General features: G+C 62.5%; 21 protein-coding genes. 11 read left to right on the forward strand and 10 right to left on the reverse strand.

Annotation, left to right across the window (positions count from 1 at the left end):
* Positions 1–61 precede the first annotated feature (61 nt).
* The 5 genes from AC0CMF_RS20835 to AC0CMF_RS20855 form a co-directional block, all read right to left on the reverse strand.
* On the reverse strand, positions 62–886 hold the full coding sequence (locus tag AC0CMF_RS20835; RefSeq protein WP_374629741.1) for an ABC transporter permease: 825 nt from the start codon (positions 884–886) through the stop codon (positions 62–64).
* Positions 883–1809 carry an ABC transporter permease subunit gene (locus tag AC0CMF_RS20840; RefSeq protein WP_050472073.1) on the reverse strand — a complete coding sequence of 309 codons (927 nt, stop codon included), beginning with the start codon at positions 1807–1809 and terminating at the stop codon, positions 883–885. The genes AC0CMF_RS20835 and AC0CMF_RS20840 overlap by 4 nt, the downstream gene beginning before the upstream one ends.
* An 82-nt stretch (positions 1810–1891) precedes the next feature.
* Positions 1892–3049 carry an ABC transporter ATP-binding protein gene (locus tag AC0CMF_RS20845; RefSeq protein WP_050472074.1) on the reverse strand — a complete coding sequence of 386 codons (1158 nt, stop codon included), beginning with the start codon at positions 3047–3049 and terminating at the stop codon, positions 1892–1894.
* A 100-nt stretch (positions 3050–3149) separates the two neighbouring features.
* The gene (locus AC0CMF_RS20850) at positions 3150–4238 is read right to left on the reverse strand and encodes a polyamine ABC transporter substrate-binding protein (RefSeq protein ID WP_050472260.1); all 1089 of its coding nucleotides are present in this window, start codon (positions 4236–4238) and stop codon (positions 3150–3152) included.
* 204 nt (positions 4239–4442) lie between these two features.
* A complete protein-coding gene (locus tag AC0CMF_RS20855) occupies positions 4443–5828 on the reverse strand; it encodes a glutamine synthetase family protein (protein WP_050472075.1) in 1386 nt (461 codons plus the stop codon).
* A 160-nt stretch (positions 5829–5988) separates the two neighbouring features.
* Here AC0CMF_RS20855 and AC0CMF_RS20860 point away from each other — a divergent pair, with 160 nt between their 5' ends.
* The 4 genes from AC0CMF_RS20860 to AC0CMF_RS20875 all read left to right on the forward strand — a co-directional run bounded on the left by AC0CMF_RS20860 (position 5989) and on the right by AC0CMF_RS20875 (position 10448).
* Positions 5989–6702 (forward strand): GntR family transcriptional regulator, encoded by a 714-nt coding sequence (locus tag AC0CMF_RS20860; RefSeq protein WP_374629740.1) that lies wholly within the window; start codon positions 5989–5991, stop codon positions 6700–6702.
* 211 nt (positions 6703–6913) lie between these two features.
* Positions 6914–8323 carry a glutamine synthetase family protein gene (locus AC0CMF_RS20865; RefSeq protein ID WP_050472261.1) on the forward strand — a complete coding sequence of 470 codons (1410 nt, stop codon included), beginning with the start codon at positions 6914–6916 and terminating at the stop codon, positions 8321–8323.
* Positions 8324–8387: 64 nt separating this feature from the next.
* Positions 8388–9785 (forward strand): aspartate aminotransferase family protein, encoded by a 1398-nt coding sequence (locus tag AC0CMF_RS20870; protein ID WP_123193589.1) that lies wholly within the window; start codon positions 8388–8390, stop codon positions 9783–9785.
* Between the two features lie 252 nt (positions 9786–10037).
* The gene (locus AC0CMF_RS20875; RefSeq protein ID WP_094462381.1) at positions 10038–10448 is read left to right on the forward strand and encodes a BA14K family protein; all 411 of its coding nucleotides are present in this window, start codon (positions 10038–10040) and stop codon (positions 10446–10448) included.
* A gap of 226 nt (positions 10449–10674) precedes the next feature.
* Here the strand turns inward: AC0CMF_RS20875 and AC0CMF_RS20880 are convergent, their stop codons facing one another.
* Together AC0CMF_RS20880 and AC0CMF_RS20885 are read right to left on the reverse strand one after the other, a co-directional pair.
* Positions 10675–11136 carry a YaiI/YqxD family protein gene (locus AC0CMF_RS20880; protein WP_050472078.1) on the reverse strand — a complete coding sequence of 154 codons (462 nt, stop codon included), beginning with the start codon at positions 11134–11136 and terminating at the stop codon, positions 10675–10677.
* Positions 11133–12353 carry a BaiN/RdsA family NAD(P)/FAD-dependent oxidoreductase gene (locus AC0CMF_RS20885; protein ID WP_374629739.1) on the reverse strand — a complete coding sequence of 407 codons (1221 nt, stop codon included), beginning with the start codon at positions 12351–12353 and terminating at the stop codon, positions 11133–11135. The genes AC0CMF_RS20880 and AC0CMF_RS20885 overlap by 4 nt, the downstream gene beginning before the upstream one ends.
* 220 nt (positions 12354–12573) lie before the next feature.
* On the opposite strand from AC0CMF_RS20885, the gene AC0CMF_RS20890 reads away from it, so the two are divergent.
* A complete protein-coding gene (locus AC0CMF_RS20890) occupies positions 12574–13896 on the forward strand; it encodes an HD domain-containing phosphohydrolase (RefSeq protein ID WP_058897904.1) in 1323 nt (440 codons plus the stop codon).
* Positions 13897–13960: 64 nt separating this feature from the next.
* Here AC0CMF_RS20890 and AC0CMF_RS20895 read toward each other — a convergent pair whose 3' ends face one another.
* On the reverse strand, positions 13961–14737 hold the full coding sequence (locus AC0CMF_RS20895; protein ID WP_058897905.1) for a glycosyltransferase family 2 protein: 777 nt from the start codon (positions 14735–14737) through the stop codon (positions 13961–13963).
* Positions 14738–14926: 189 nt separating this feature from the next.
* Between AC0CMF_RS20895 and AC0CMF_RS20900 the strand changes: the two genes are divergently transcribed.
* Positions 14927–15784 (forward strand): DUF6492 family protein, encoded by an 858-nt coding sequence (locus AC0CMF_RS20900; protein WP_058897906.1) that lies wholly within the window; start codon positions 14927–14929, stop codon positions 15782–15784.
* A gap of 27 nt (positions 15785–15811) precedes the next feature.
* Here AC0CMF_RS20900 and AC0CMF_RS20905 read toward each other — a convergent pair whose 3' ends face one another.
* Positions 15812–16558: a glycosyltransferase gene (locus AC0CMF_RS20905; protein WP_374629738.1), complete on the reverse strand. Its 747-nt coding sequence runs from the start codon at positions 16556–16558 to the stop codon at positions 15812–15814.
* Between the two features lie 456 nt (positions 16559–17014).
* On the opposite strand from AC0CMF_RS20905, the gene AC0CMF_RS20910 reads away from it, so the two are divergent.
* The gene (locus tag AC0CMF_RS20910; RefSeq protein WP_058897908.1) at positions 17015–18181 is read left to right on the forward strand and encodes an acetyl-CoA acetyltransferase; all 1167 of its coding nucleotides are present in this window, start codon (positions 17015–17017) and stop codon (positions 18179–18181) included.
* Between the two features lie 53 nt (positions 18182–18234).
* On the opposite strand, the gene AC0CMF_RS20915 is transcribed toward AC0CMF_RS20910, so the two are convergent.
* Entirely contained in the window at positions 18235–18549 is a 315-nt protein-coding gene (locus AC0CMF_RS20915; RefSeq protein WP_123193583.1) for a DMT family transporter, read from the reverse strand.
* 305 nt (positions 18550–18854) lie between these two features.
* On the opposite strand from AC0CMF_RS20915, the gene AC0CMF_RS20920 reads away from it, so the two are divergent.
* The 4 genes from AC0CMF_RS20920 (at position 18855) to AC0CMF_RS20935 (ending at position 22448) form a co-directional block, all read left to right on the forward strand.
* Complete coding sequence (locus AC0CMF_RS20920) at positions 18855–19430, forward strand: YceI family protein (RefSeq protein WP_374629737.1); 576 nt, start codon at positions 18855–18857, stop codon at positions 19428–19430.
* 60 nt (positions 19431–19490) lie between these two features.
* Positions 19491–20063: a cytochrome b gene (locus tag AC0CMF_RS20925; RefSeq protein ID WP_374629736.1), complete on the forward strand. Its 573-nt coding sequence runs from the start codon at positions 19491–19493 to the stop codon at positions 20061–20063.
* Positions 20064–20106: 43 nt separating this feature from the next.
* Positions 20107–20661: a YceI family protein gene (locus AC0CMF_RS20930; protein WP_208991417.1), complete on the forward strand. Its 555-nt coding sequence runs from the start codon at positions 20107–20109 to the stop codon at positions 20659–20661.
* Positions 20662–20852: 191 nt separating this feature from the next.
* Entirely contained in the window at positions 20853–22448 is a 1596-nt protein-coding gene (locus tag AC0CMF_RS20935; protein ID WP_371328552.1) for a fumarate hydratase, read from the forward strand.
* Positions 22449–22667: the final 219 nt, after the last annotated feature.

The raw sequence follows: 22667 nt of genomic DNA on the forward strand, positions 1-22667 counted from the left end.
TCATGCGCAGGGCAGCTTGCATGCAATTCTGGAAGCCGGCTCTGCGGCATTTGCGCCGGGATCACCCGGCGGCCGCGATTGCCCGGCGCTGATCGCTCTCGCGCTGCAGCTGGCTGCGCCGCGTCAGGATCGATGTGGCGATGACGACGACCGTCACAATGCCCACAAGGATCGTACAGGCCGCGTTGATTTCCGGCGTCACGCCCAGGCGCACCTGCGAATAGATCTTCATGGGTAGCGTCGTCGCGCCGGGGCCTGTGGTGAAGCTGGCGATCACCAGATCATCCAGCGACAGGGTGAAGGCCAGCATCCAGCCGGCAATGACGCCCGGCAGGATCAGCGGCAGGGTGATGACGAAGAAGGTGCGCGCGGGCGGGCAGCCGAGATCCTGCGCGGCTTCCTCCAGCGAACGGTCAAAGCCGACAAGGCGCGACTGCACCACCACCGCCACATAGCAGGCGGCGAACGTGGTGTGGGCCAGCATGATCGTCCAGAAGCCGCGCGCCTGATCGATGGCCACGAAGAGCAGCAGCAGCGACAGGCCGAGGATGACTTCCGGCATCACCAGCGGGGCGAAGATCATGCCCGAGAACAGGGTGCGGCCCGGGAACCGGCCGAAGCGCACCAGAACCAGGGCGGCCAGCGTGCCGATAACGGTGGCCAGGGTGGCGGAGAGGAAGGCCACCCGCAAGGTGACACCAGCTGCCTCCAGAAGCTGCTGATTGTTCATCAGCTCCACGTACCACTTGGTCGAAAACCCGCCCCACACGGTCACAAGACGCGACTCGTTGAAGGAAAAGACCACCAGAATGACGATCGGCAGGTAGAGGAAGGAGAACCCCAGAACCAGCGACGTGACGTTGAACCAGGAGGGACCGTTTTTCATGCCGCCTTCTCCGATGCCTTCTGCTGCTGCCGCTGGAACAGCACGATGGGGATGACCAGAATGAGCAGCAGCACCACCGCCACCGCGGAGGAAACCGGCCAGTCACGGTTGTTGAAGAACTCCAGCCACAGGGTCTTGCCGATCATCAGCGTCTGCGATCCGCCGAGAAGATCGGGGATGACGAACTCACCGACGGCAGGAATGAACACCAGGAAACAGCCGGCAATGACACCGGGAATCGACAGCGGGAAGGTGATTGTCCAGAAGGCCTTCCACGGCGGACAGCCCAGATCCTGCGCCGCCTCGAGCAGGCTCTCGTCCAGCTTTTCAAGGCTGGCATAAAGCGGCAGGACGAGGAACGGCAGATAGGAATAGACGATGCCGATATAGACGGCCGTATTGGTGTTCAGGATCGACAAAGGCTGGTCAATGACGCCAACCCACAGCAGCAGCTGATTGAGCAGGCCTTCATTCTTCAGGATGCCGATCCAGGCGTAGACGCGGATCAGGAAAGAGGTCCAGAACGGCAGGATGACCAGCATCAGCAGGGTCGGCCGCCAGGATTTCGGGCTGCGGGCCATGCCATAGGCGATCGGGTAGCCCACCAGCAGCGTGATGAAGGTGGAAACCGCAGCAATGGTGACGCTCGACAGATAGGAGCGCCAGTAAAGATCATCCTCGATCAGCCAGACATAGTTCTCGAAGCTGAGTTCGGAGAAGGCTTCCTTGAAGCCGTCCCAGCCGGCCGACCAGTCGAACACCGGCGCATAGGGCGGGATCGAGACCGCGACATGCGACAGCGAGATCTTGAAGACGATGAAGAAGGGAACGAGGAAGAACAGCATCAGCCAGGCATAGGGAATGCTGATGACCAGCCATTTCCCCAGCTTGCCTTTGAGTTTCTCAAGACCGGTTTCTTCCATCGTCCCCGTCCCTTCCAAGAAGCCGCCTGCAGAGGGTTGCAGGATCTGCGGCGCGTGACGCCCGGCCCCCCGTGCGTCAGCCTCAGTTTGTGAGGATCACCCCTGCGTCCCGTCCCCAGGACAGGACCACCTTGTCATCCCAGCCGATCGGCCGTTCGACGAGACGGGTGCGGTTGGTCACGGTCGAGCGCATGGTCATGCCCTCTCCGGCGCGCGAGTGATAGACGGACATGTCGCCCAGATAGGCGATGTCCCAGACCTCCGCACCCACCTTGTTGACCGCGCCCGGCTCCTGCGTGCCGTGTTCGATAGTGATCTTTTCGGGACGGACCGCATACCAGACCGTCTCCCCGACGGCGGCGCTGGTGTCCTGCAGCGTATCGATGAGGAAGCCGCCATGATCTCCGCTCACCGACAGCTTCGTTCCGCCTTCGCCGCGCTCGGCAACAGTGGCCTCGATCAGATTGATGTCGCCGATGAAATCGGCCACGAAGCGGCTGTTCGGCGTTTCATAGATCTCGGCCGGTGTTGCCACCTGAATGATCTCGCCCGCATCCATGACGGCGATACGGTCAGCCATGGTCATGGCCTCTTCCTGATCATGCGTGACGACCAGGAAGGTCATCTTCAGCTCCTCCTGAAGAGCCATCAGCTCGAACTGGGTTTCCTCGCGCAGCTTGCGGTCCAGCGCGCCCAGCGGCTCGTCCAGCAGCAGCACCTTGGGCCGCTTGGCGAGTGAGCGGGCCAGAGCCACACGCTGGCGCTGGCCGCCGGAGAGCTGGTGCGGCTTGCGCTTGCCGAATTTCTCCAGCTTGGTCAGGCGCAGCATTTCGGCCACGCGCGCCTCGATGTCCGCCTTGGCCATGCCGTCCTGCTTCAGGCCGAAGGCGATATTGGCCTCGACGCTCATATGCGGGAACAGCGCATAGGACTGGAACATCATGTTGACGGGACGGCGGTAGGGCGGCACGCCGGACAGGTTCTGGCCATCCAGCAGGATCTCGCCCTCGGTCGGCGTTTCGAAGCCGGCCAGCATGCGCATCATCGTCGTCTTGCCGCAGCCCGAACCACCGAGCAGGGCGAAGAACTCGCGCTCATAGATCTTGAGACTGAGGTTATCGACGGCGGTAAAATCACCGAAGCGCTTGGTTACATTTCGGAATTCGATGAAAGGGACCGACTGGGGATTTTCCCAGGGTGCAAAGGACCGCCGTACCGGTCCGATCGGTTTCTTGGCCAAATTCCACCCCCAACGCTACCGGAAAATGTCCGGCGTCCCACCCCTTGGGATGCCTGATCAGAAGCCCGGCGCAGCCAAGGCTGCGCCGGACCAGAGCCTGTCAGCGGCCGCTCTTGACCTTGGTCCAGACGCGGTTCTGAATGCGGCTGATCTGCGCATTCTTGGTCGACACGGTGTAGAGCTTCTGGATCGTCTCTTCATCCGGGTAGATTGCGGTGTCTTCGTAGACATCCTTGTTCAGCAGCGGCTTACTGTCCTTGTTGCCATTGGCATAGAACACGTAGTTGGACGCCTTGGCGATCACCTCAGGCCGCATGATGTAGTTCAGGAACTCGTGCGCCTCGGCGACGTTCTTGGCATCCGAGGGGATCGCCATGTTGTCGAACCACATCAGCGCACCTTCCTTCGGGATGGAGTACTCGACGGTGACGCCGTTGTTGGCTTCTGCCGCACGGTCACGCGCCTGCAGGATGTCGCCCGACCAGCCGATCGCCATGCAGGCATCGCCATTGGCGAGCGCGTTGATATACTCCGACGAATGGAACTTGGTGATATAGGGCTTGATCGTCGCAAGCAGTTCGCCGGCCTTTTCAATGTCCTCGGCGCTGTCGCTGTCCGGGTTGAGGCCCAGATAGTTCAGGGCAGCGGGGATCATTTCTTCAGGCGTATCGAGCATGAAGATGCCGCAATCAGCGAACTTGGAGATCACTTCCGGCTTGAACACCATCTCCCAGCTGCCGGTCGGAGCGTCCGGCATGCGTTCCTTGATCTTGTCGACGTTGTAGCCGATGCCGGTGGTGCCCCACATGTAGTTGATGGCGTATTCGTTGCCCGGGTCATATTTGGTCAGGCGCTCGGAAATTTCCGGCCACATGTGCACGAGGTTCGGCAGCTTCGACTTGTCGAGCTTCTGGAACACGCCGGCCTGGATCTGACGGCCGAGGAAGGTGCCCGTCGGCACCACGATGTCGTAGCCGGTGCCGCCTGCCAGCAGCTTGGTCTCAAGCGTCTCGTTGCTGTCAAAGACGTCATAGACCACGCGGATGCCGGTTTCCTGGGTGAAGTCGGCCAAGATCGATTCGTCGATATAATCCGACCAGTTGTAGACATTCACCACGCGCTGCTGGGCTGCTGCAGAGCCCGCCACAAGCGCGGCGGCCGCGACACCCGAAAGAATGGCCTTCAACATCTGTTCCGTCTCCACTGATTGCAGCGGGCCTGCGCCCGGTTTTCTCACATAGCCGCCGTGCCGGAGGCGAGGCCGCGACCGGCCAGCGTCTATGCCATTGCCATTGAGACTAGAAGCGAAATCTCAAAGGCTCAACAGCTTGATAGGTCCCGGACGATCATTTTTGCGGCACACTTCCGCCTTCCCTTTCAGCACGGTTGCACGTCACAAATATGTCTGCCGCTCCAGGCTGGAAATCTCGCGGCCAAAGGCGTTGAGTTCCTCGCGCTTGATATCCGTCAGGACCTTGTGCATGTGGTGGCCCACTGCCTCCTTCATCCGGGCGGAGGCTTCAAAGGCGTCGATCGCCTCGTCCATCCACGGCGTCAGGCGCTTGTAGCCTTTTTCATAGGCATTGCCCTCGACCGGCGGGGGCGGCATGACACCGGCACTGATGCCGTCCAGCATGCCGGAAATGACGCCGGTCAGCACCAGATAGGGGTTGGCATCGGCGCCCGCGATCCGGTGTTCGATGCGGGAGGCCGCCGGCTTGCTGGCCGGAACGCGCAGGGCCACCGAGCGGTTGTCATAGCCCCAGCAGATCGATGTCGGCGCATAGGAGCCCGGCTGCATGCGGCGGAAGCCGTTGAAGGTCGAAATGTAAAGCAGCAGCGACTGGGGCATGGTGTCGAGCAGACCGGCGATGGCGTGCTGGAGGCGCGTCTCCCCTTCCACAGGGTCGGCAAAGATATTGCCCAGTTCGTTCTCCAGCGACACGTGCACATGCATGCCGTTGCCGGGCCAGTCCACGAAGGGCTTGGCCATGAAGGAGGCCTTGAGATTGTGCTTGCGGGCAACGCCCGCCACGAGGCGGCGCAGGAGAACAGCATCATCTGCGGCCATCAGCGCATCGCGCCGGTGATGCAGGTTGAGCTCGAACTGGCCGGGAGCCGCTTCAGACACGGCCGCATCGGCCGGAATGTCCTGCATTTCCGCCCCGCGCCGGATTTCATCCACCAGCGTCATCAGCGATTCAAGATCCGACAGGGCATACATGTTCTGCCGGGCCGGGCCGAGATGGGTGGCGAAGACCGGCTTGGGCGGGCCGCTCCAGTCACCTTCGCTCTCCTCGAAGAGATAGAATTCCAGCTCGAAGGCCGCCGTTGCCGACAGGCCGTGGCTGGCGAGCTTGCCGTTCATCCGGTCCAGCACGTGGCGCGGATCAATGAGGAAGGGTTTGCCCTCCCGGTCATACATGTGCATCAGCACCTGCGCCGTCTTGCGGGCGGCCCAGGGCACCAGCGTCAGCGTGCGGGCAATCGGCCAGCACACGCCGTCCATATCGCCCGTTTCGATGTGAAGGCCGGTCTCCTCCACCTCACGCCCCCAGACGTCAACGCCAAACAGCGCGAAGGGCAGCGCAACGCCTTCCTCGAACACCTTGCGGATCGCCGTGCCGGGCAGCCACTTGCCGCGCAGCACGCCATTGGTGTCTGGCAGGATCACCTCGAAAGTGTCGATGTCCGGATGCTCAGCCAGAAAGCGCTCCAGCACCTCCTCCCAACCCTCATCCTCCGGGCGCACCCAGGTCTGGCGGGGAATCGTATGCATGATGGCTCTCCTTCCGGCGTCAGCGGTGTCCGTCCGGCCTTGTGGCCAGCAGTTGCACCGTGAGGCAAATTGTGATCACGTTGCAGGAAGGCTGTCAAGCGCATCTGCCCAAGCGGCAAGCATGCCTGCCAGAAATGCAAGATCGAAAGGATCAGCCACAGTGGCAAAGACCGGAGCTTCGAACGAGCCCCCGCCAGCGGGCGCGGCAGCACAACGCCCCCAGGAAAAGGGCCAGGAAAAAAGCGCCGAGCGTGGTGTGGCGCGCGGCCATGTGGACCGCAGCATCCGCCACGCCTTGATCACGGGCCGCTTCATCCCCGGCAAGGCCGTGACCTTGCGCGGCCTTGCCGCCGAACTGGGCGTCAGCCCCATGCCGGTGCGCGAGGTGATCCAGCGGCTGGCTGCCGAAAACGCCCTGTCGATTCGCGCCAGCGGCCGGGTGCAGGTGCCGGACATGACACCCGAGCGCTTTGACGAGATCCTGCGCGCCCGCCTGCTGCTGGAGCCGGAACTGGCCCGCCGCGCCCTTCCCGCCCTCGGCAAGGCCGATGCAAAGGAGCTTGAAGACATCGACAACCGCATGGATGTCAGCATCGCCAGCGGCGACGCGGAAGGCTACATGCGGCTCAACCATGCCTTCCACTTCCGCATCTATTCCGCCGCCCGCTCCACGGTACTGCTGCCGCTGGTGGAGAGCCTGTGGCTGCAGTTCGCCCCCTTCATGCGCACCGTCTATGGCCGTCTTGGAACGGCAGTTCTGGTGGACCATCACAAGGAGGCCATAGCCGCCATCCGCCAGCGCAACGGCGAGGCGCTCGTCGCCGCCATTTCCGCCGACATCCAGGACGGAATGGACTTCATCGAACAGGCCTGAGGACCGGCTGAACAGCCGGGCACACAGAAAACAGTTGACCGGGCGCATTTTGTGATCACAAAATCAGGACAACTGGACGGACGAGGATGCAGCTCATCAACCGGCAAGAGGAACCGGGAAACTGCATCTGCTTGACGGAACGCCATCCGGGCGCAAGATGCCTGCGCCCGGCGTTGCAATGCGGCATGCGCCAATCCGGGCTGACACCGATATGCAGGAGCCCAGCGTGAGCAAGAAGAAGAAAGCCCAGCCCGTGACGAGCCCGCGCGGCGTGGCGGATATGGCGGCGGCCCAGACCTGGCTTGCCGAGCGTGGCATCGAAGACATCGAATGCATTGCCCCGGACCTTGCCGGCGTTGCCCGCGGCAAGATGATGCCGACGGAGAAGTTCCTCTCCGGCCCGGTCATGACCATGCCGTCCTCGATCTTCGCCCAGACGATTTCCGGCGACTATCCGGAGGATGACGACCGCTTCCAGCACAATCCGATCGACGGCGACCTCTATTTCCGTCCCGACTATTCGACGCTGACCACCGTTCCGTGGGAAACCGACCCGACGGCGCAGCTGATCCATGACGCCTATACCCGTGACGGCATTCCGGTAGAGACGGCCCCGCGCAACGTGCTCAAGCGCGTGCTCGGCCTTTATGAGGAAAAGGGCTGGCAGCCGGTGATCGCGCCGGAAATCGAGTTCTATCTGGTGCGGCCCAACACCGATCCCGATTATCCGCTGGAGCCGCCGACCGGCCGCTCGGGCCGCCCGGAGGCAGGCCGCCAGTCCTATTCCATCTCGGCGCTGAACGAATTCGACGATCTCATCGACGATATCTATGACCTGTCCGAAAAGCAGGGGCTGGAGATCGACACGCTGATCCACGAGGAAGGCGCGGCGCAGATGGAGATCAACCTGCGCCATGGTCATCCGCTGGAGCTGGCCGATCAGGTGTTCCTGTTCAAGCGCACCATCCGCGAAGCAGCGCTGCGGCATGACATGTATGCCACCTTCATGGCCAAGCCCATGTCGAACCAGCCGGGCTCGGCCATGCACATCCACCAGTCGCTGACGGACATGGAAACCGGCCGCAACATCTTCTCCAACGAGGATGGCGAGGCGACACGCGAGTTCCTGTCCTTCATTGCCGGCCACCAGCAGTACCTGCCGAACGTCACCTGCCTGATGGCCCCTTACGTGAACTCCTACCGCCGCTTCTCCCGCAACACGGCGGCGCCGGTCAACGTTTACTGGGGCTATGACAACCGCACGGTCGGCCTGCGCGTGCCCTATTCCAAGCCCGATGCCCGCCGCCTTGAAAACCGGGTGCCCGGCTCGGACGCCAATCCTTATCTTGCCATCGCCGCTTCGCTCGCCTGCGGCTATCTCGGCATCGAGGGCAGGCTGCAGCCGGACGAGCCGCGCATGTCCGATGCCAGCAACATCCAGCATTCCCTGCCGCGCGGCCTGATCGAGGCCGTGGCGCTGTTCGAGGAATGCGAGGAACTGACCGAGGTATTCGGCGAGAAGTTCGTCGCCACCTACCGGGCGATCAAGCAGGAAGAGTTTGAAACCTTCATGTCCGTGATCAGCCCCTGGGAGCGGGAATACCTCCTGCTCAATGTCTGAAATCCCGCCGGGCAAGGACGCAACTCCAGCCCCTGCCCGGCCTTAACGCCCGACGGAGCCTGAAATGAACGGTGCATCCAACCGCTATCCGACCGCAGAGCTGCGTGCCCTTGATGCGGCACATCATTTCCATCCCTTCACGGATACGCTCCAGCTCAATGCGGAAGGCAGCCGGGTGATCACCAATGCCAAGGGCGTGTGGCTGACCGATTCAGAAGGCAACCGCATTCTGGACGGCATGGCGGGCCTGTGGTGCGCCCAGATCGGCCATGGCCGCGAGGAAGTGGCCGAGGCGGTATACAAGCAGATGCTGGAACTGCCCTATTACAACACCTTCTTCAAGACGACCCATCCGCCGGTCATTGCCCTCTCCGAGAAGCTGGCGGAGATCTCACCGCCGCAGTTCAACCGCACCTTCTTCTGTTCGTCCGGTTCCGAGGCCAACGACACCGTGTTCCGCATGGTCCGCTTCTACTGGGACCAGATGGGCAAGCCCGAGAAGAAGGTGATCATCGGCCGCTGGAACGGCTATCACGGCTCGACGCTGGCCGGCACCAGCCTTGGCGGCATGAAGGCGATGCACGAGCAGGGCGACCTGCCGGTGCCGGGCGTGCGCCACATCGACCAGCCCTACTGGTTCGGTGAAGGCGGCGACATGTCTCCGGAGGACTTCGGCATCGCCGTCGCCCGGCAGCTGGAGCGCGCCATCGACGAGATCGGCGAGGACAAGGTGGCTGCCTTCATCGCCGAGCCCATTCAGGGCGCGGGCGGCGTTATCATTCCGCCCTCGACCTACTGGCCGGAAATCTCCCGCATCCTCAAGGAACGCGACATTCTTTTCGTCGCCGACGAGGTGATCTGCGGCTTTGGCCGCCTCGGCACCTGGTTCGGCTCGGAGTATTTCGGCATCGAGCCGGACCTGATGCCCATCGCCAAGGGCCTGACCTCCGGCTACCTGCCCATGGGCGGCGTGCTGGTGTCGGACAAGGTAGCAGAAGGCGTCATCGGCAAGGGCGGTGAGTTCTATCACGGCTACACCTACTCCGGTCACCCGGCCTGCGCGGCTGCGGCTCTGGTCAATCTTGAGATCATCCAGCGCGAGAAGCTGGTGGAGCGGGTGGCCAATGACATCGGCCCCTATCTGCAGGCCCGCTGGCGTGCGCTTGGCGATCATCCGCTGGTGGGTGAGGCCCGCATGACCGGCCTTGTCGGCGCGCTGGAACTGGTGCCGGAAAAGGGCAACCGCAAGATGGCCTTTGCCGATACGGGTACCGTCGGCACCCTGTGCCGCGACATTTCCTTCGGCAACGGTTTGATCATGCGTGCCGTGCGCGACAGCATGATCATCTCCCCGCCGCTGGTCATCAGCCACGACGAGGCCGACCAGCTCGTCGCCCTCGCCCGCAAGACGCTGGACGACACCTGGGCCGAGCTGAAGCGTCAGGGCAAGGTCGCCGCCTGAAAACGGCTAACGCCGCAAGATCGCATGGTCCCCCGCAAGGCCGCCGCCCTGTGGGGGATTTTGCATTCAGGGCACATTTCACAGCGCGCCCATCTCCTGCCACAAACCTGTTGAACCTTACCATTCTGTAACGTGACCGCCATCACAGTGGAACAACACGGCTTCGGCTACGTTGTCACCATGAACTCAAGGCAGCACTGCCAGTCTGGCCCGGCCAGCAAGGCAGAATGTTCCGGAGAAGGAGGCTTCGCCATGTTGAACCGGGCTACCAGAATAGCGTCAGCGTCGCTTCTGTCGGCAGCCGTCGTGCTTGCAGCCGTGTCTACGGCGGAGGCAGGCCGCCGCCATCACCACCGCCATCACGGTCATGGCTGGGAAACAGGGGCTGCCATTGTCGGCGGACTTGCTGCCGGGGCGCTCATCGGCTCGGCGCTGTCTGCGCCGCGATATCCTGCACCGGTCTACATGGCCCCGCCGCCGCCACCGGTCTACCATCACCGTCCGGCGCCCCGCGTCTATTACCAGCAGCCGGCACCGGTCCATTACCGCCCTGCGCCCTGGAGCCCGGCCTGGTATCAGTACTGCTCGTCGCGGTACCGCTCGTTTGATCCGAGAACCGGTTATTTCCGCAGCTATTCGGGCCGCTACGTTTTCTGCCAGTAGGCATCGTTGTTTTCAGCAGACCTTTGGCCTGGACGGTCCGCCGTCCCGGCACCAGACCTTTTGACTTCAAATTTCGAAAAGGGTGGCCTTATTGCAGGCCCTCTGCGCCGTCAGGAGGCGTGAGAACCGGCTTCCGGTTTGCCCAGAACACTGTCTGGCAAGCTCCCGCCAGCCCAATCAGCCCTCGTCCTTCAGGACGGGGGCTTTTTTCAATGCGCTATGTCTTTCAGGACTGGCCGCCCGGTGCTGCTCTCAAGGCGCCGCGCACGGCGCTTTCCAGCGCCTGCAGAAAGCGGGACCGGTCCTGCCGGGAGAAGGACGGGCCGCTTTCCCGGATTTCGCCAATCTCGCGCAGATGCGTTCTCAGGTCCCGCATGGCCAGCGCAAGGCCCACATCCCGGAACGGCTTGCCCGAAGGACCGAGCACGCTGGCTCCCGCCTTCACACAGCGGGCTGCCAGCGGCACATCGGCCGTTACCACAACATCACCGGGGGCGGCGCGTTCCGCGATCCAGTCATCAGCGACATCCAGCCCCTCGGACACGACCACCCGCTGCACCAGTTCGCTCTCCGGCAGACGCATGAAGGCGTTGGAGACAAAGATCATCCGCAGGCCATGCCGTTCTCCAACGCGCACCACCTCTTCCTTCACCGGGCAGGCATCCGCATCGATGTAGATGACCGTCATGCAGAAGCCTTTCCGGCAGCCAGATAAGCCAGAATGCCATCGGCCGCCACCATGCCCGTCGCAAAGCAGGCCTGCAGCAGGTAGCCGCCGGTGGGCGCTTCCCAATCGAGCATTTCACCGGCCGCAAAGACGCCGGGACGCTGGCGCAGCATCAGGCCGTCATCCAGTGCCTCAAGCCGGATGCCGCCTGCCGTCGAAATCGCCCGCTCCATGCCGCTCGTACCCGTCAGCTTCAGCTGCACCTGCTTGATGGCGGCGGCAAGCGCCTCTGGCGAACCATCCTGAGGCGTGAGGGATTCCCGCAGGAGCGCCACTTCCACAGGCAACAGCCCCGCGGACTTGCGCAGGAAGGTGGAAAGCGACTGCTTGGCCCGCGGCCTCGACAGGCGGCTGGCGAGCGTTGCCACGTCCATGTCCGGGCGCAGGTCGATGGAGAGCACAGTCTCCCCTTCGCTGGCGATCGCCTCACGCAGGGGAGCGGACAGGGCATAGACCGCGCCGCCTTCGATGCCCGTGCGGCTGATCATCGCCTCTCCGCGCTGGCGGATATCTCCATGGGCCAGTTCGATACGCTTCAGCGGCTGGCCGGCAAAACGCTCCGCAAAGAAAGGCGACCAGCCGCACAGGAAGCCGCAATTGGACGGGCGCAGCGGCGCCACATCCACACCCCAGCCTTCCAGCACGGAGAGCCAGTCCCCGCGCGAGCCAAGGCGGGGCCAGCTGCCGCCGCCCAGCGCCAGAAGCGTGGCACGGGCAGGCAGAGCTTCCAGTGAACCGTCCTGTGCGCGGAAGAGGTTGCGGCCTTCAGCGTCCTGCCCCTCCCAGGTTTGACGCAGACGGAATGTGACGCCCTGCTTCTCCAGCCGTGCGAGCCAGGCACGCAGCAGCGGCGAGGCCTTCATCGCCTTCGGAAACACACGGCCGCTGGAGCCTACAAAGGTTTCCTGCCCCAGATCTTCGGCAAAGCGGCGCAGCGCCTGAGGGTCAAACCGGTGGATCAAAGGCTCAAGAAAGGAACGGCCGCTGCCGTAGCGTTCCAGAAAGATCCCGATGTCTTCGGAATGGGTCAGATTCAGCCCGCCCCGGCCGGCCAGCAAAAACTTGCGCGCAGGTGAGGCCATACGGTCGAGGATCATTACTTTATGCCCGGCCGCCGAAAGCTTATCCGCAGCCGCCAAACCCGCAGGGCCAGACCCTACGATTACCACATCCGTCATTTTACCAGTTTACCCTGATTTTTCGAACCAAAACCTTGCGGGACAGGACAAGTTTACGAAAAAGATTCACTTTTCCCTTTGGTTACCCCTAAAAATTTGCAGCAAACAGGGTTTTATTAGCAAATAAGGCTGCTTGCTGATGTCAGGAGCACGATCGGCGGGAATCAGCTTGGAGCGCAACCCCATCCGGAGCTCCTGCCCGGCGCATGGAGATTGGAGCATGGCGGAGACACAGAAGCTTATTCTTGTTGTCGATGCGGACGTCAAGGTGCTGACAGCGTTTCAGCAGCTGCTTGGCAGCAAGTTCCAGATCGTTACGGCCCGCAGCGCCGTCGAGGCGGTCGCCTGGATCGAGCGCAACCCGTCTGTCGCCGTCGTCATTTCCAGTCTGAATCTGCCCGACATCGACGGCGTCGAGTTTCTGAAGTCCGTCACCGATTTTGCGCCTGTCGCGGCCCGCATCATGCTGACGGCTGACCGGTCTCTGGAAGTCGCCCGGCGTGCGGTCAATGAGGCGAATGTCCTCATGCATCTGCTGAAGCCATGCCCGGCCGACGAGATCGAAAACGCCATCCGCTCCGGCCTTGCCTATCACAACCGGGTGGTCAAGGAGAAAAGCCTGCTGGAGAAGACGCTCTCCGGTTCGGTGAAGCTGCTGATCGACATGCTGGCCCTGTTCCACACGGACGCCTTCCGCAAGACGACCGTCATGCGCCAGCAGGCGCTGAAGGTGGCCAAGGCGCTCGGGCTCAAGAAGGTCTGGGAACTGGAGATGGCCGTCATGTTCTCGCCGCTCGGCGAGGCCCTGCTGCCACGGGAAATCCTGTCCCGCTACCGCTCGGCCAAGACGCTGACGGACCCTCAGCGTGAACTGCTGGCCCGTGCCCCGGAACAGAGCCGGGATCTTTTACGCAACATTCCGCAGTTCGAGCGGATTGCCGAGGTGCTGTATTACTCGGGCAGAGGCTTTGACGGCTCGGGCTTTCCCACGGATGGTCCGACCGGCAAGGACATTCCGCTGCATTCGCGCATTTTGAAGATCCTGATCGACCTGTGGTACGCCTGCCCGGACACGGGCGTGGATCTGGCTGCCTTTGAAGCATTGAGCATCAACCGGCGGCAATATGATCCGGCGCTGCTGAAGGTCGTCAGAGCCTGCCTGCTAACGGACAAGGACCTCTCGGAGCGCTTCCAGACCGTTGCCTGTCATATCCGGGCCCTGCGTCCGGGCGACATTCTGATCGACGACATCATCACCGACGGCAGCCATGAACTGGTTCTGTCGCGCGGGCACCAGCTGACGGAAACGACCATCAAGCGCCTGTCGCAGTTCGACCGGCTGACCGGCCTGCGCCAGCCCATCCGCGTGCGGCGTCAGGAGGTGCTGTTCGCAGATCCTGCGTCTGGTGCAACTTCCGCGCCTTCGAACACGGACCGCAACAAGGCCTCACCGGCAGGACAGGGGCAGCAGCAGGTCCACGCCCAGCTGGATGGTTCCCAGCAGCAGGGCGCGGGTTCGCTGACAGAAAACGCCATTGGCTAGGCACGTCCTCATGCGAAGGCGCTGAGATGCCCAGCATCAAACCTTGAAATTGCTCAAGCCCTGCTCAGTTGGAGGACCGCTGCTTGTCGAGCATCTTGAGGATGCGCACGAACCGGCCAAAGGACTGGATCGTCGCAAAGGCATAGCCCTTCCAGCCTGCGAAGATGAAGCGCCGCATGATCAGGTACTTCAGCATCTCGACCGGAAATTCGGTGACGAGACGCAGGCGCAGCAGCAGCCCGTTCTTTTTCTTCTGCGTGGCAGCCGCAAGATCTGACGTGTAGTTCAGCTTGGCAATCGCGTGGCCCCAGGTGCGGAACGAGAAGTGATGCTGGCGGCCCTTCAGGATGCCGGTGGTGAAGCCTTCATCCACATCCATCCGGTCATAGGACGGCTCCAGCCGGATGCGGGCGTGTTTCAGATTGTAGAGCCGGGGCACCTTGCGGTAGTCGGCAAAGGGGCGCGGCCGCTCATCGCCCGGCAGAACCATGGTGTTGCGCACCAGATAGCAGGCGTGCTGCGGTTCCCCGTTCCGGAACAGGCCAACAATCTCCTGCCGCAGCTCCGGCGTCACCACTTCATCGGCATCGATGTAGAAGACCCAGTCACTGCGGCACTGCTTTTCACCAAAGCTCCGCTGCGGCCCGAAGCCGGCCCACGGATTGCTGATCACCCGCGCCCCGAAAGACTCGCAGACCGCCACCGTGTCATCGGTCGAGCCGGAGTCGATGACGACGATTTCCCGCCCCAGGCCCTGCACGCTCTGCAAGGTGCGGCCGATACGGTCTCCTTCGTTGAAGCAGCGGATCAGGACGGAGATCGGGGCAGGAACGTCGGACATGCAACCACCAGACCGGAGAAACGGGCTTGAAAGCAGGCGGACAGACGCAAGCCGGAAGCACTGCGTCACGGGCTGCCCGGCTGCGAGGTATTGCGGAAAAGTTTGATCGGATCAAGCGGGATGGATAAACAGGCCCTCACGGCGAAGCCCGCGAGAGGGCACCCCTCCGAGTGACAGGACGGCAGGCACATGATGCAAGGCGCATTTCTCAGACGCTTCCGCAGGCTGCGGCATAATCTGTGCAACTATGTGCTGATCTGGTTCCTGCGCGGCGACAAGCCCTCTCCCTTTGCCAGCACGCTGCTGATCCCCTTGCATGAAAAGGACCTGCCCTTCTTCCGCGAGCATATCGGCACGACGCTGAAAAACCTCGTACAGCCTGTTGATGAGCTCGTCCTTGTTGGCACGGCGAAAGCCTGCGCTGAGCTGGAAGGCTTCTCGGTGGACGGTTGCCCGGTACGCATCATCCCGGAAGCGCAGGTGCTGCCCGCAGACTTCTCCGCACACGGCTTCACCGACAGTGCGGGCAAGAAACGCAGCGGCTGGATCACCCAGCAGATCATCAAGCTCAGCTGGCCGTCCTACATCCGTTCAGAAAGCTGCATCGTTCTGGATGCGGACACCTTCATCAACCGCCCGGCCAGCTATATCAGCGCCGAAGGACACTACTGGCTGTTCACGGCCGACGATGAAAACCCTGGCTGGAACAGTTTTGTCGAGAAAGCCCTCGGCCGCCCGAAACAGTTTCCCTGGTCACTGGTGGCGCACACGATGATTTTCCGGCGCGGGGCCATGGCCGCCCTGCAGGCTCACATTGAGCAGCGCTTCAACCAGCCCTGGCTGGAAGCGCTCCAGTCCCTGGTGAAGGACAGGGCAGACCACTTCTCGGAATACGAGCTTTACGGGACATTCGTCTGCGAGCATCAGGACTTCGGCTACCGGCACCGCTACTTCTACAACGTGAAGCGGACCAAGAAGGGCACATTCCTGAAGGGCATGCGCCTGCGTCTGTCACGCTTCATCTCCAATCACGTGAAGACCGACTAACCCGCCGTTCCGGCTCTTGCGCCCGCGTCAGAACGGATCCTTGCGCAGGCCCGCGTAATAGAGCTTCTTGCGGATGGAGCGCATCAGCTTGCCGAGCTTGCTTTTCGGCCGCGGAGGCATCGTCGGGTCAGTGACATTGCGCTTCTGGCCGATGTGGCGCGCAACACCCGGCAGCAGATAGGCAACGCGCTTGCCGTCCTGCTTGATGACGGCCGACATCTTGTCATGAAAATGCTGGGCGAAGGGCGCATAGGACTCGTACAGCGCCTTGGTGATCAGCCCCGGATTGCTGGACCAGCCGAAAAATTCGGGATGGGCATCGGCCCGCATCAGGCGGAAATCAACGCCCTCCACCGTCAGCGGATCGGACTTTTCCCGGAACTTTTCCTTGATCTCGTCATAGGCGCGCAGCGACACATTGGCGATTTCCGGATGGGTCTCCAATGCGCGGATCGCAGCTTCCCAGTTGACCGGGCCATCGAATTGCCAGTCATCTTCCAGATGGAAGATATAGGGCGTTGTGGCCGTCGAATAGAGCCTGTCGATGGAGGCCATCAGGCCCATGCGCTCGGGGCTGGAGATGACCTCCGCCCAAGGATAGGTCCGGCGAACCTCATCGATGATGGCTTCGTCCCGGGAATCCTCATGGATCAGAAAGGTACCGCCCGTGTTGAAGCGGCGGAAGGAGGCAAGCGTCTCGGCCAGCAGATCCAGCCGCCCGCAGCTGGTGACGCAGATCGTGACAGTTCCGGGAATTTCGACCGCAGCAGTCATCGGATTTGCCAGCCTCACTTGCGCGCAGAAGGAACGCTCCGCCGGGGCTTGCGCAAAGCCATCACCGGGACGCAGTCAGGCCGCAGATACCATTTGGCCACAGGGCTGGCAACCGGTCTGGCTCGCCACCAGCCTTACGAATAAAAAGGCCGGACCCGTCAGGGCCCGGCCTCAAAACTTTCGGCAACACTTTAAGTAATTTTTACGTATGGAATGACGCTCTTATCGGGGCTTTTGATGACAGGCGTATGACCTGGGGAACAGTTCAGATACATTTTCCGCCCGCGACCGGGTTCTGACGGTGCCGGCCACTCCCCCAAACAGAGGAGGCAAAACCCGCTGGCCATGCGGCGCGGGACCGGCATATGTTACGTTAAAGTCAATTGAGGCTTTGTCCCGTGACAGGAAAGGACATCCGCAGCCCGGAGCTGCCGGATGCCAGTGGAGGATCCCGGAATGACAGCGGCAATCGTTGGATGGGCGCACCTGCCTTTTGGGCGGCACGCGGAGGAAACCGTCGAGAGCATGATCGTCAAGGTGGCTGTTGATGCCATCAGCGACGCCGGGCTTGAGCCGAAGGATATCGGCGAGATCTACCTCGGCCACTTCAACGCGGGCTTCTCCCCGCAGGATTTCACCGCCTCGCTGGTGCTGCAGGCAGACCCTGCCCTGCGCTTCACCCCGGCAACCCGCGTCGAGAACGCCTGCGCCACAGGCTCTTCCGCCGTGCATCAGGGCGTGCGCGCCGTCAGCTCGGGCGCAGCCCGTTTCGTGCTTGTGGTGGGCGTCGAACAGATGACCACGACGCCGGGGCCGGAAATCGGCCGCAACCTGCTGAAGGCCTCCTATCTGCCGGAAGAAGGTGACATTCCCGCAGGCTTTGCCGGTGTCTTCGGCAAGATCGCCGAGACCTATTTCCAGCGCCACGGCGACCAGTCGGACGCACTCGCCCGCATTGCCGCCAAGAACCACAAGAACGGCGTCAACAACCCTTACGCCCAGATGCGCAAGGACCTCGGCTATGAGTTCTGCCGCACGGAAGGCGAGAAGAACCCCTTCGTGGCGGGCCCGCTGAAGCGCACGGACTGCTCGCTCGTCTCGGACGGCGCGGCCGCGCTGGTGCTGACGGATACGGCCACAGCACTCGGCATGAAGAAGGCCGTCGCCTTCCGCTCGCTCGCCCATGTGCAGGATTATCTGCCCATGTCGAAGCGCGACATCCTGAAGTTCGATGGCTGCCGCCATGCCTGGGGGCAGGCGCTGACGCAGGCGCGGATGGGACTGGAGGATCTTTCCTTCGTTGAGACCCATGACTGCTTCACCATCGCCGAGCTGATCGAATACGAAGCCATGGGGCTTGCGCCGGAAGGCCAGGGCGCGCGTGCCATCCTTGAAGGCTGGACCGAAATGGACGGCAAGCTGCCGGTCAACCCGTCCGGCGGCCTGAAGGCCAAGGGCCATCCGATCGGCGCCACCGGCGTGTCCATGCATGTCCTCACGGCCATGCAGCTGACCGGGGAAGCCGGTGGCATTCAGGTGAAGAATGCGGAAGTCGGCGGCATCTTCAACATGGGCGGCGCTGCGGTCGCCAATTATGTGTCGATCCTGCAGGCGCTGAAGTGATTTGAAGTTGCCTTTGGGCCGGGGCAGATGCTCCGGCCCAAAGGCTCCTCACATCAGGAGGATACTTTCATCAGCACGATACCGCTGATGATGAGAAGCGCGGCCGTCACACGCGCAGGCGAGATCACCTCTCCCAGCATGACGACGCCGAGCGCAAAGGCCCCGACCGCGCCAATCCCGGTCCAGATGGTGTAGGCCGTGCCAAGCGGCAGATCGCGCATGGCCAGCGCCAGCAGGGCGAATGAGCCGATCATGCTAACAATCATGACGAGGGTTGGAAGAGGCCGGGTGAAGCCGTCTGACAGCTTCATCGCAAAGGCCCAGACAACTTCGAGAATTCCGGCAGATAGCAGATAGATCCAGGACATGATGACCTCGTTGCGGGCCGTCCCGGAATGCAGGCACCCATGAGCGGGTGAAGAGGCCGTCCTCTGTTGCCCCCATATGGGACCGGGAGAGAAACGGGTCAAGCTGCCATTTTTCCGCTTGAAAAAAGTGGTTTCATGGACGATCAATTGATCAACAATATTTTACCTGTCCACGCTTCGATTTGATCACTGTTCATTCATCAGAAACGGTGCGTCAAGTTGTGCAGTGCGGAAAAATCATTACATAGTCCTTTGGGCTGCGACAAAGCGCCCTGTTCAGACACTTTGCTGTTCGGAGATTTCTGATGATCCGTCTTGCCGCCTCTGCCCTTGCTCTCGGCCTGCTGACTGCGCCGGTTCTGGCCGCCCCTGTGGCCTATGAATTCGACAAGAGCCATTCCAACCTCTCGTTCTCCTACAACCACCTTGGCTATTCCACCACCGACGGCCGTTTCGGCACCTGGGATGCCAAGCTGATGATCGATGCCGATCAGCCGGAGAATTCCTCGATCGAGATGACGATCGACACCAACAGCCTCGACACCTTCTGGGCTGACCGTGACACCCACTTCAAGAGCGCCGATTTCTTCGATGTCGCCCAGTTCCCGGAAGCCACCTTCAAGAGCACCAGGGTGACCAAGACCGGTGAGCAGACGCTGCAGATCGAAGGCGACCTGACCATCAAGGGCATCACCAAGCCGGCCACGCTGGACGTGACCGTGACCGCCATGGGCGAACACCCAATGGAAAAGAAGCCGTGGGTTGGCTTTGCCGCCACCACCACCATCAAGCGTTCGGACTTCGGCATGGACATGTACACCCCGTATGTGGGTGACGACGTGTCCATCGTGCTGCACGCTGAAGCCGCTATCGCTCAGTAAGCATTGAAAACGCGGGGCGGTGACGTGCCGTCCCGCGCGCATGCTGCAGGGAGAATTTCCATGATACGCAACAGCACCGCAGGCTACGGCTGGGTGGCCATTGCATTCCACTGGACCATGGCCGTGCTCATCGTCGGCATGATCGGTCTGGGGCTCTACATGGATGGCCTGCCGATGTCCGATCCTTCGACCTTCGCCATTTTCCAGCTGCACAAGTCCATCGGCTTCGTGGTGCTCGCCCTTGCCGTGCTGCGGCTTGTCTGGCGGTTCATGAACCCCACCCCGGCCCTGCCGGACAGCATGGCGGCCTGGGAAAAGGCTGCCGCGCATCTTGGCCACATCGGGCTCTATGCGCTTATCCTCGCCATTCCGCTCAGCGGCTGGCTGATGGTGTCCGCGTCGCCCTGGAACATCCCGACCATTCTCTTCAACACCGTGAACGTGCCGCATCTGCCGGTGCCGGCCGCTCTTGGCACCAAGGAAGAGGCCGAAGGCCTGTTCAAGGCCCTGCACAGCCTGTTTGCCTGGGCGCTCGTCGCTCTGCTCGCCGCCCATATCGGCGCGGCCCTCAAGCATCATTTCATCGCCCGGGACGGCGTGCTCAAGCGCATCGTCCATCCGGTCAGGGGCTGAGCAGAGGCTCACCGCCCCGCATTCTGTCCTCATGGAGCTTCCCATGCGCAAGACTTTTGCAGCCGCCTTTACCGCCGCCAGCCTGATCCTCGCGTCCGGCGCGGCATATGCCGCCGAGTGGACGGTGGATCCGGCCAACAGCAGCATCGGCTTTACCGTCGAGCAGGGCGGCGCGCCGGTCTCCGGCAGCTTCGGTACATGGACCGCGCAGATCGACTTCGACCCGGAGAATGTCTCCGCCGCAAAGATCGAGGCCACCATTGCCACCGGCAGCGCCCAGATGGCCAATGCCCAGTTTGCCGGCATGCTGCCGGGCGCTGACTGGCTGGCCACGGAAGCCTTCCCGGAAGCCCGCTTCACCTCCACCTCCGTCACGGCCAAGGGCGGCAACGCCTATGAGGCGGAAGGCACCCTGTCGCTGCGCGGCGAGGAAAAGCCGGTAACGCTGGCCTTCACCCTCGACATCACCGGCGATACCGCCGTTGCCAAGGGCACGGCCACCCTGTCGCGCAGCGCCTATGGCATCGGCGCCAGTGTCGGACAGGACAATCTGAAGGACGCCGTCGCGGTCACGATCGACCTCACCGCCACGCGCTGAGCCTCATCCAAAATTGCGATGCGTGAAGGGGCCGGGGCGCTTGTTGCCACCGGCCCTTTTGCCGTAAAGAAGAGCCAGCCAAAGACAGAGCTGCCCGGGGCCATGCCCACGGGTGGACGTTTTCCAAGACCCTGATGCGAGAGACCGCCATGAATGCTCCCGTCACGCCGCCGGACTACCAGCACAGCGCCATGTTCCCGCTGGGCGAGGACAAGACGCCTTACCGCAAGCTGACATCCGACTACGTCTCCACCACCACCTTCAACGGCCAGGAGATGCTGATGGTGGAGCCCGAGGGCTTGCGCCTTCTGGCAGAGCAGGCCTTCATCGACATCAACCACTATCTGCGCCCGGGCCATCTCGCCCAGCTTCGCGCCATTCTCGATGATCCGGAAGCGACCGAAAACGACAAGTTCGTTGCCTTCGACCTCTTGAAGAACGCCAGCATCGCTGCAGGCGGCGTGCTGCCCATGTGCCAGGACACCGGCACCGCCATCGTCATGGGCAAGAAGGGCCGCCGCGTGTGGACCGACGGTTCCGATGAGAAGGCCCTCGGCGAAGGCGCGCGCGACGCCTATTTCAAGCGCAACCTGCGCTATTCCCAGCTGGCGCCGATCTCCATGTTCCAGGAGAAGAACACCTCCAACAACATGCCCGCGCAGATCGAGCTCTATGCGGAAGGCGATGACGCCTACAAGTTCCTGTTCATGGCTAAAGGCGGCGGCTCGGCCAACAAGACCTTCCTGTTCCAAGGCACGCCCTCGCTGCTGACCCATGACCGCATGATCGATTTCCTCAAGGAAAAGATCCTGACGCTTGGCACCGCCGCCTGCCCGCCCTATCACCTTGCCATCGTCATCGGCGGCACATCGGCGGAAATGTGCCTCAAGGCCGTGAAGCTCGCCTCCGCCCGCTATCTCGACAACCTGCCCACGCAAGGCTCCGAACTTGGCCACGCCTTCCGTGACCTTGAAATGGAAGCCGAGATCCACAAGCTGACCCAGGCCACCGGCGTCGGCGCCCAGTTCGGCGGCAAGTATTTCTGCCACGACGTGCGCGTCATCCGTCTGCCGCGCCATGGCGCGTCGCTGCCCATCGGCCTTGGCGTCTCCTGCTCGGCTGACCGTCAGGCCACCGGCAAGATCACGAAGGATGGCATCTACCTTGAGCAGCTGGAGATGCATCCGGAGACCTACATGCCGGAAGTCACGGATGAGAACCTCTCGGACAACGTGGTCAAAATCGACCTGACCCGTCCGATGCCGGAGATTCTGGCCGAACTGTCGCGCCACCCGATCAAGACCCGCCTGTCGCTGACCGGCCCGCTGATCGTGGCCCGTGACCTTGCCCATGCCAAGCTGCGCGAGCGGCTGGAAGCGGGCGAGCCGCTGCCGGACTATTTCAAGAACCACCCGATCTATTACGCCGGCCCCGCCAAGACCCCGGAAGGCATGCCCTCCGGCTCCTTCGGCCCCACCACGGCCGGGCGCATGGATGCCTATGTGGACCAGTTCCAGGCCGTGGGCGGCTCCATGGTGATGCTGGCCAAGGGCAACCGCTCCCCGGCGGTGCGCCGCGCCTGCCAGGCCCACGGCGGTTTCTACCTCGGCTCCATCGGCGGCCCGGCTGCACGCCTTGCACAGGACTGCATCAAGAAGGTGGAAGTGGTCGCCTATCCGGAACTCGGCATGGAAGCCATCTGGAAGATCGAAGTCGAAGACTTCCCCGCCTTCATCGTCGTCGACGACAAGGGCAACGATTTCTTCCAGGAACTGAACCTGGGGTAATCCGGACCACCGGATCACCGGCACTATTTCTGGCATGAAAACGGGCGGCTCATTGGGCCGCCCGTACCTTTTGGCAAACACTCGCCATCGTCATCCCCGGCGCAGCGAAGCGGAGATCGGGGACCGGTGAGCCAAGGTGCATCGGCCCCATGTCTTGATGCCAAACAACTCGCGCCCCGGCTCACCGGTCCCGGCTCTCGCGCTGCTCGGCCGGGATGA

This window comes from Pannonibacter sp. CBAS1226 (genome assembly GCF_055685825.1).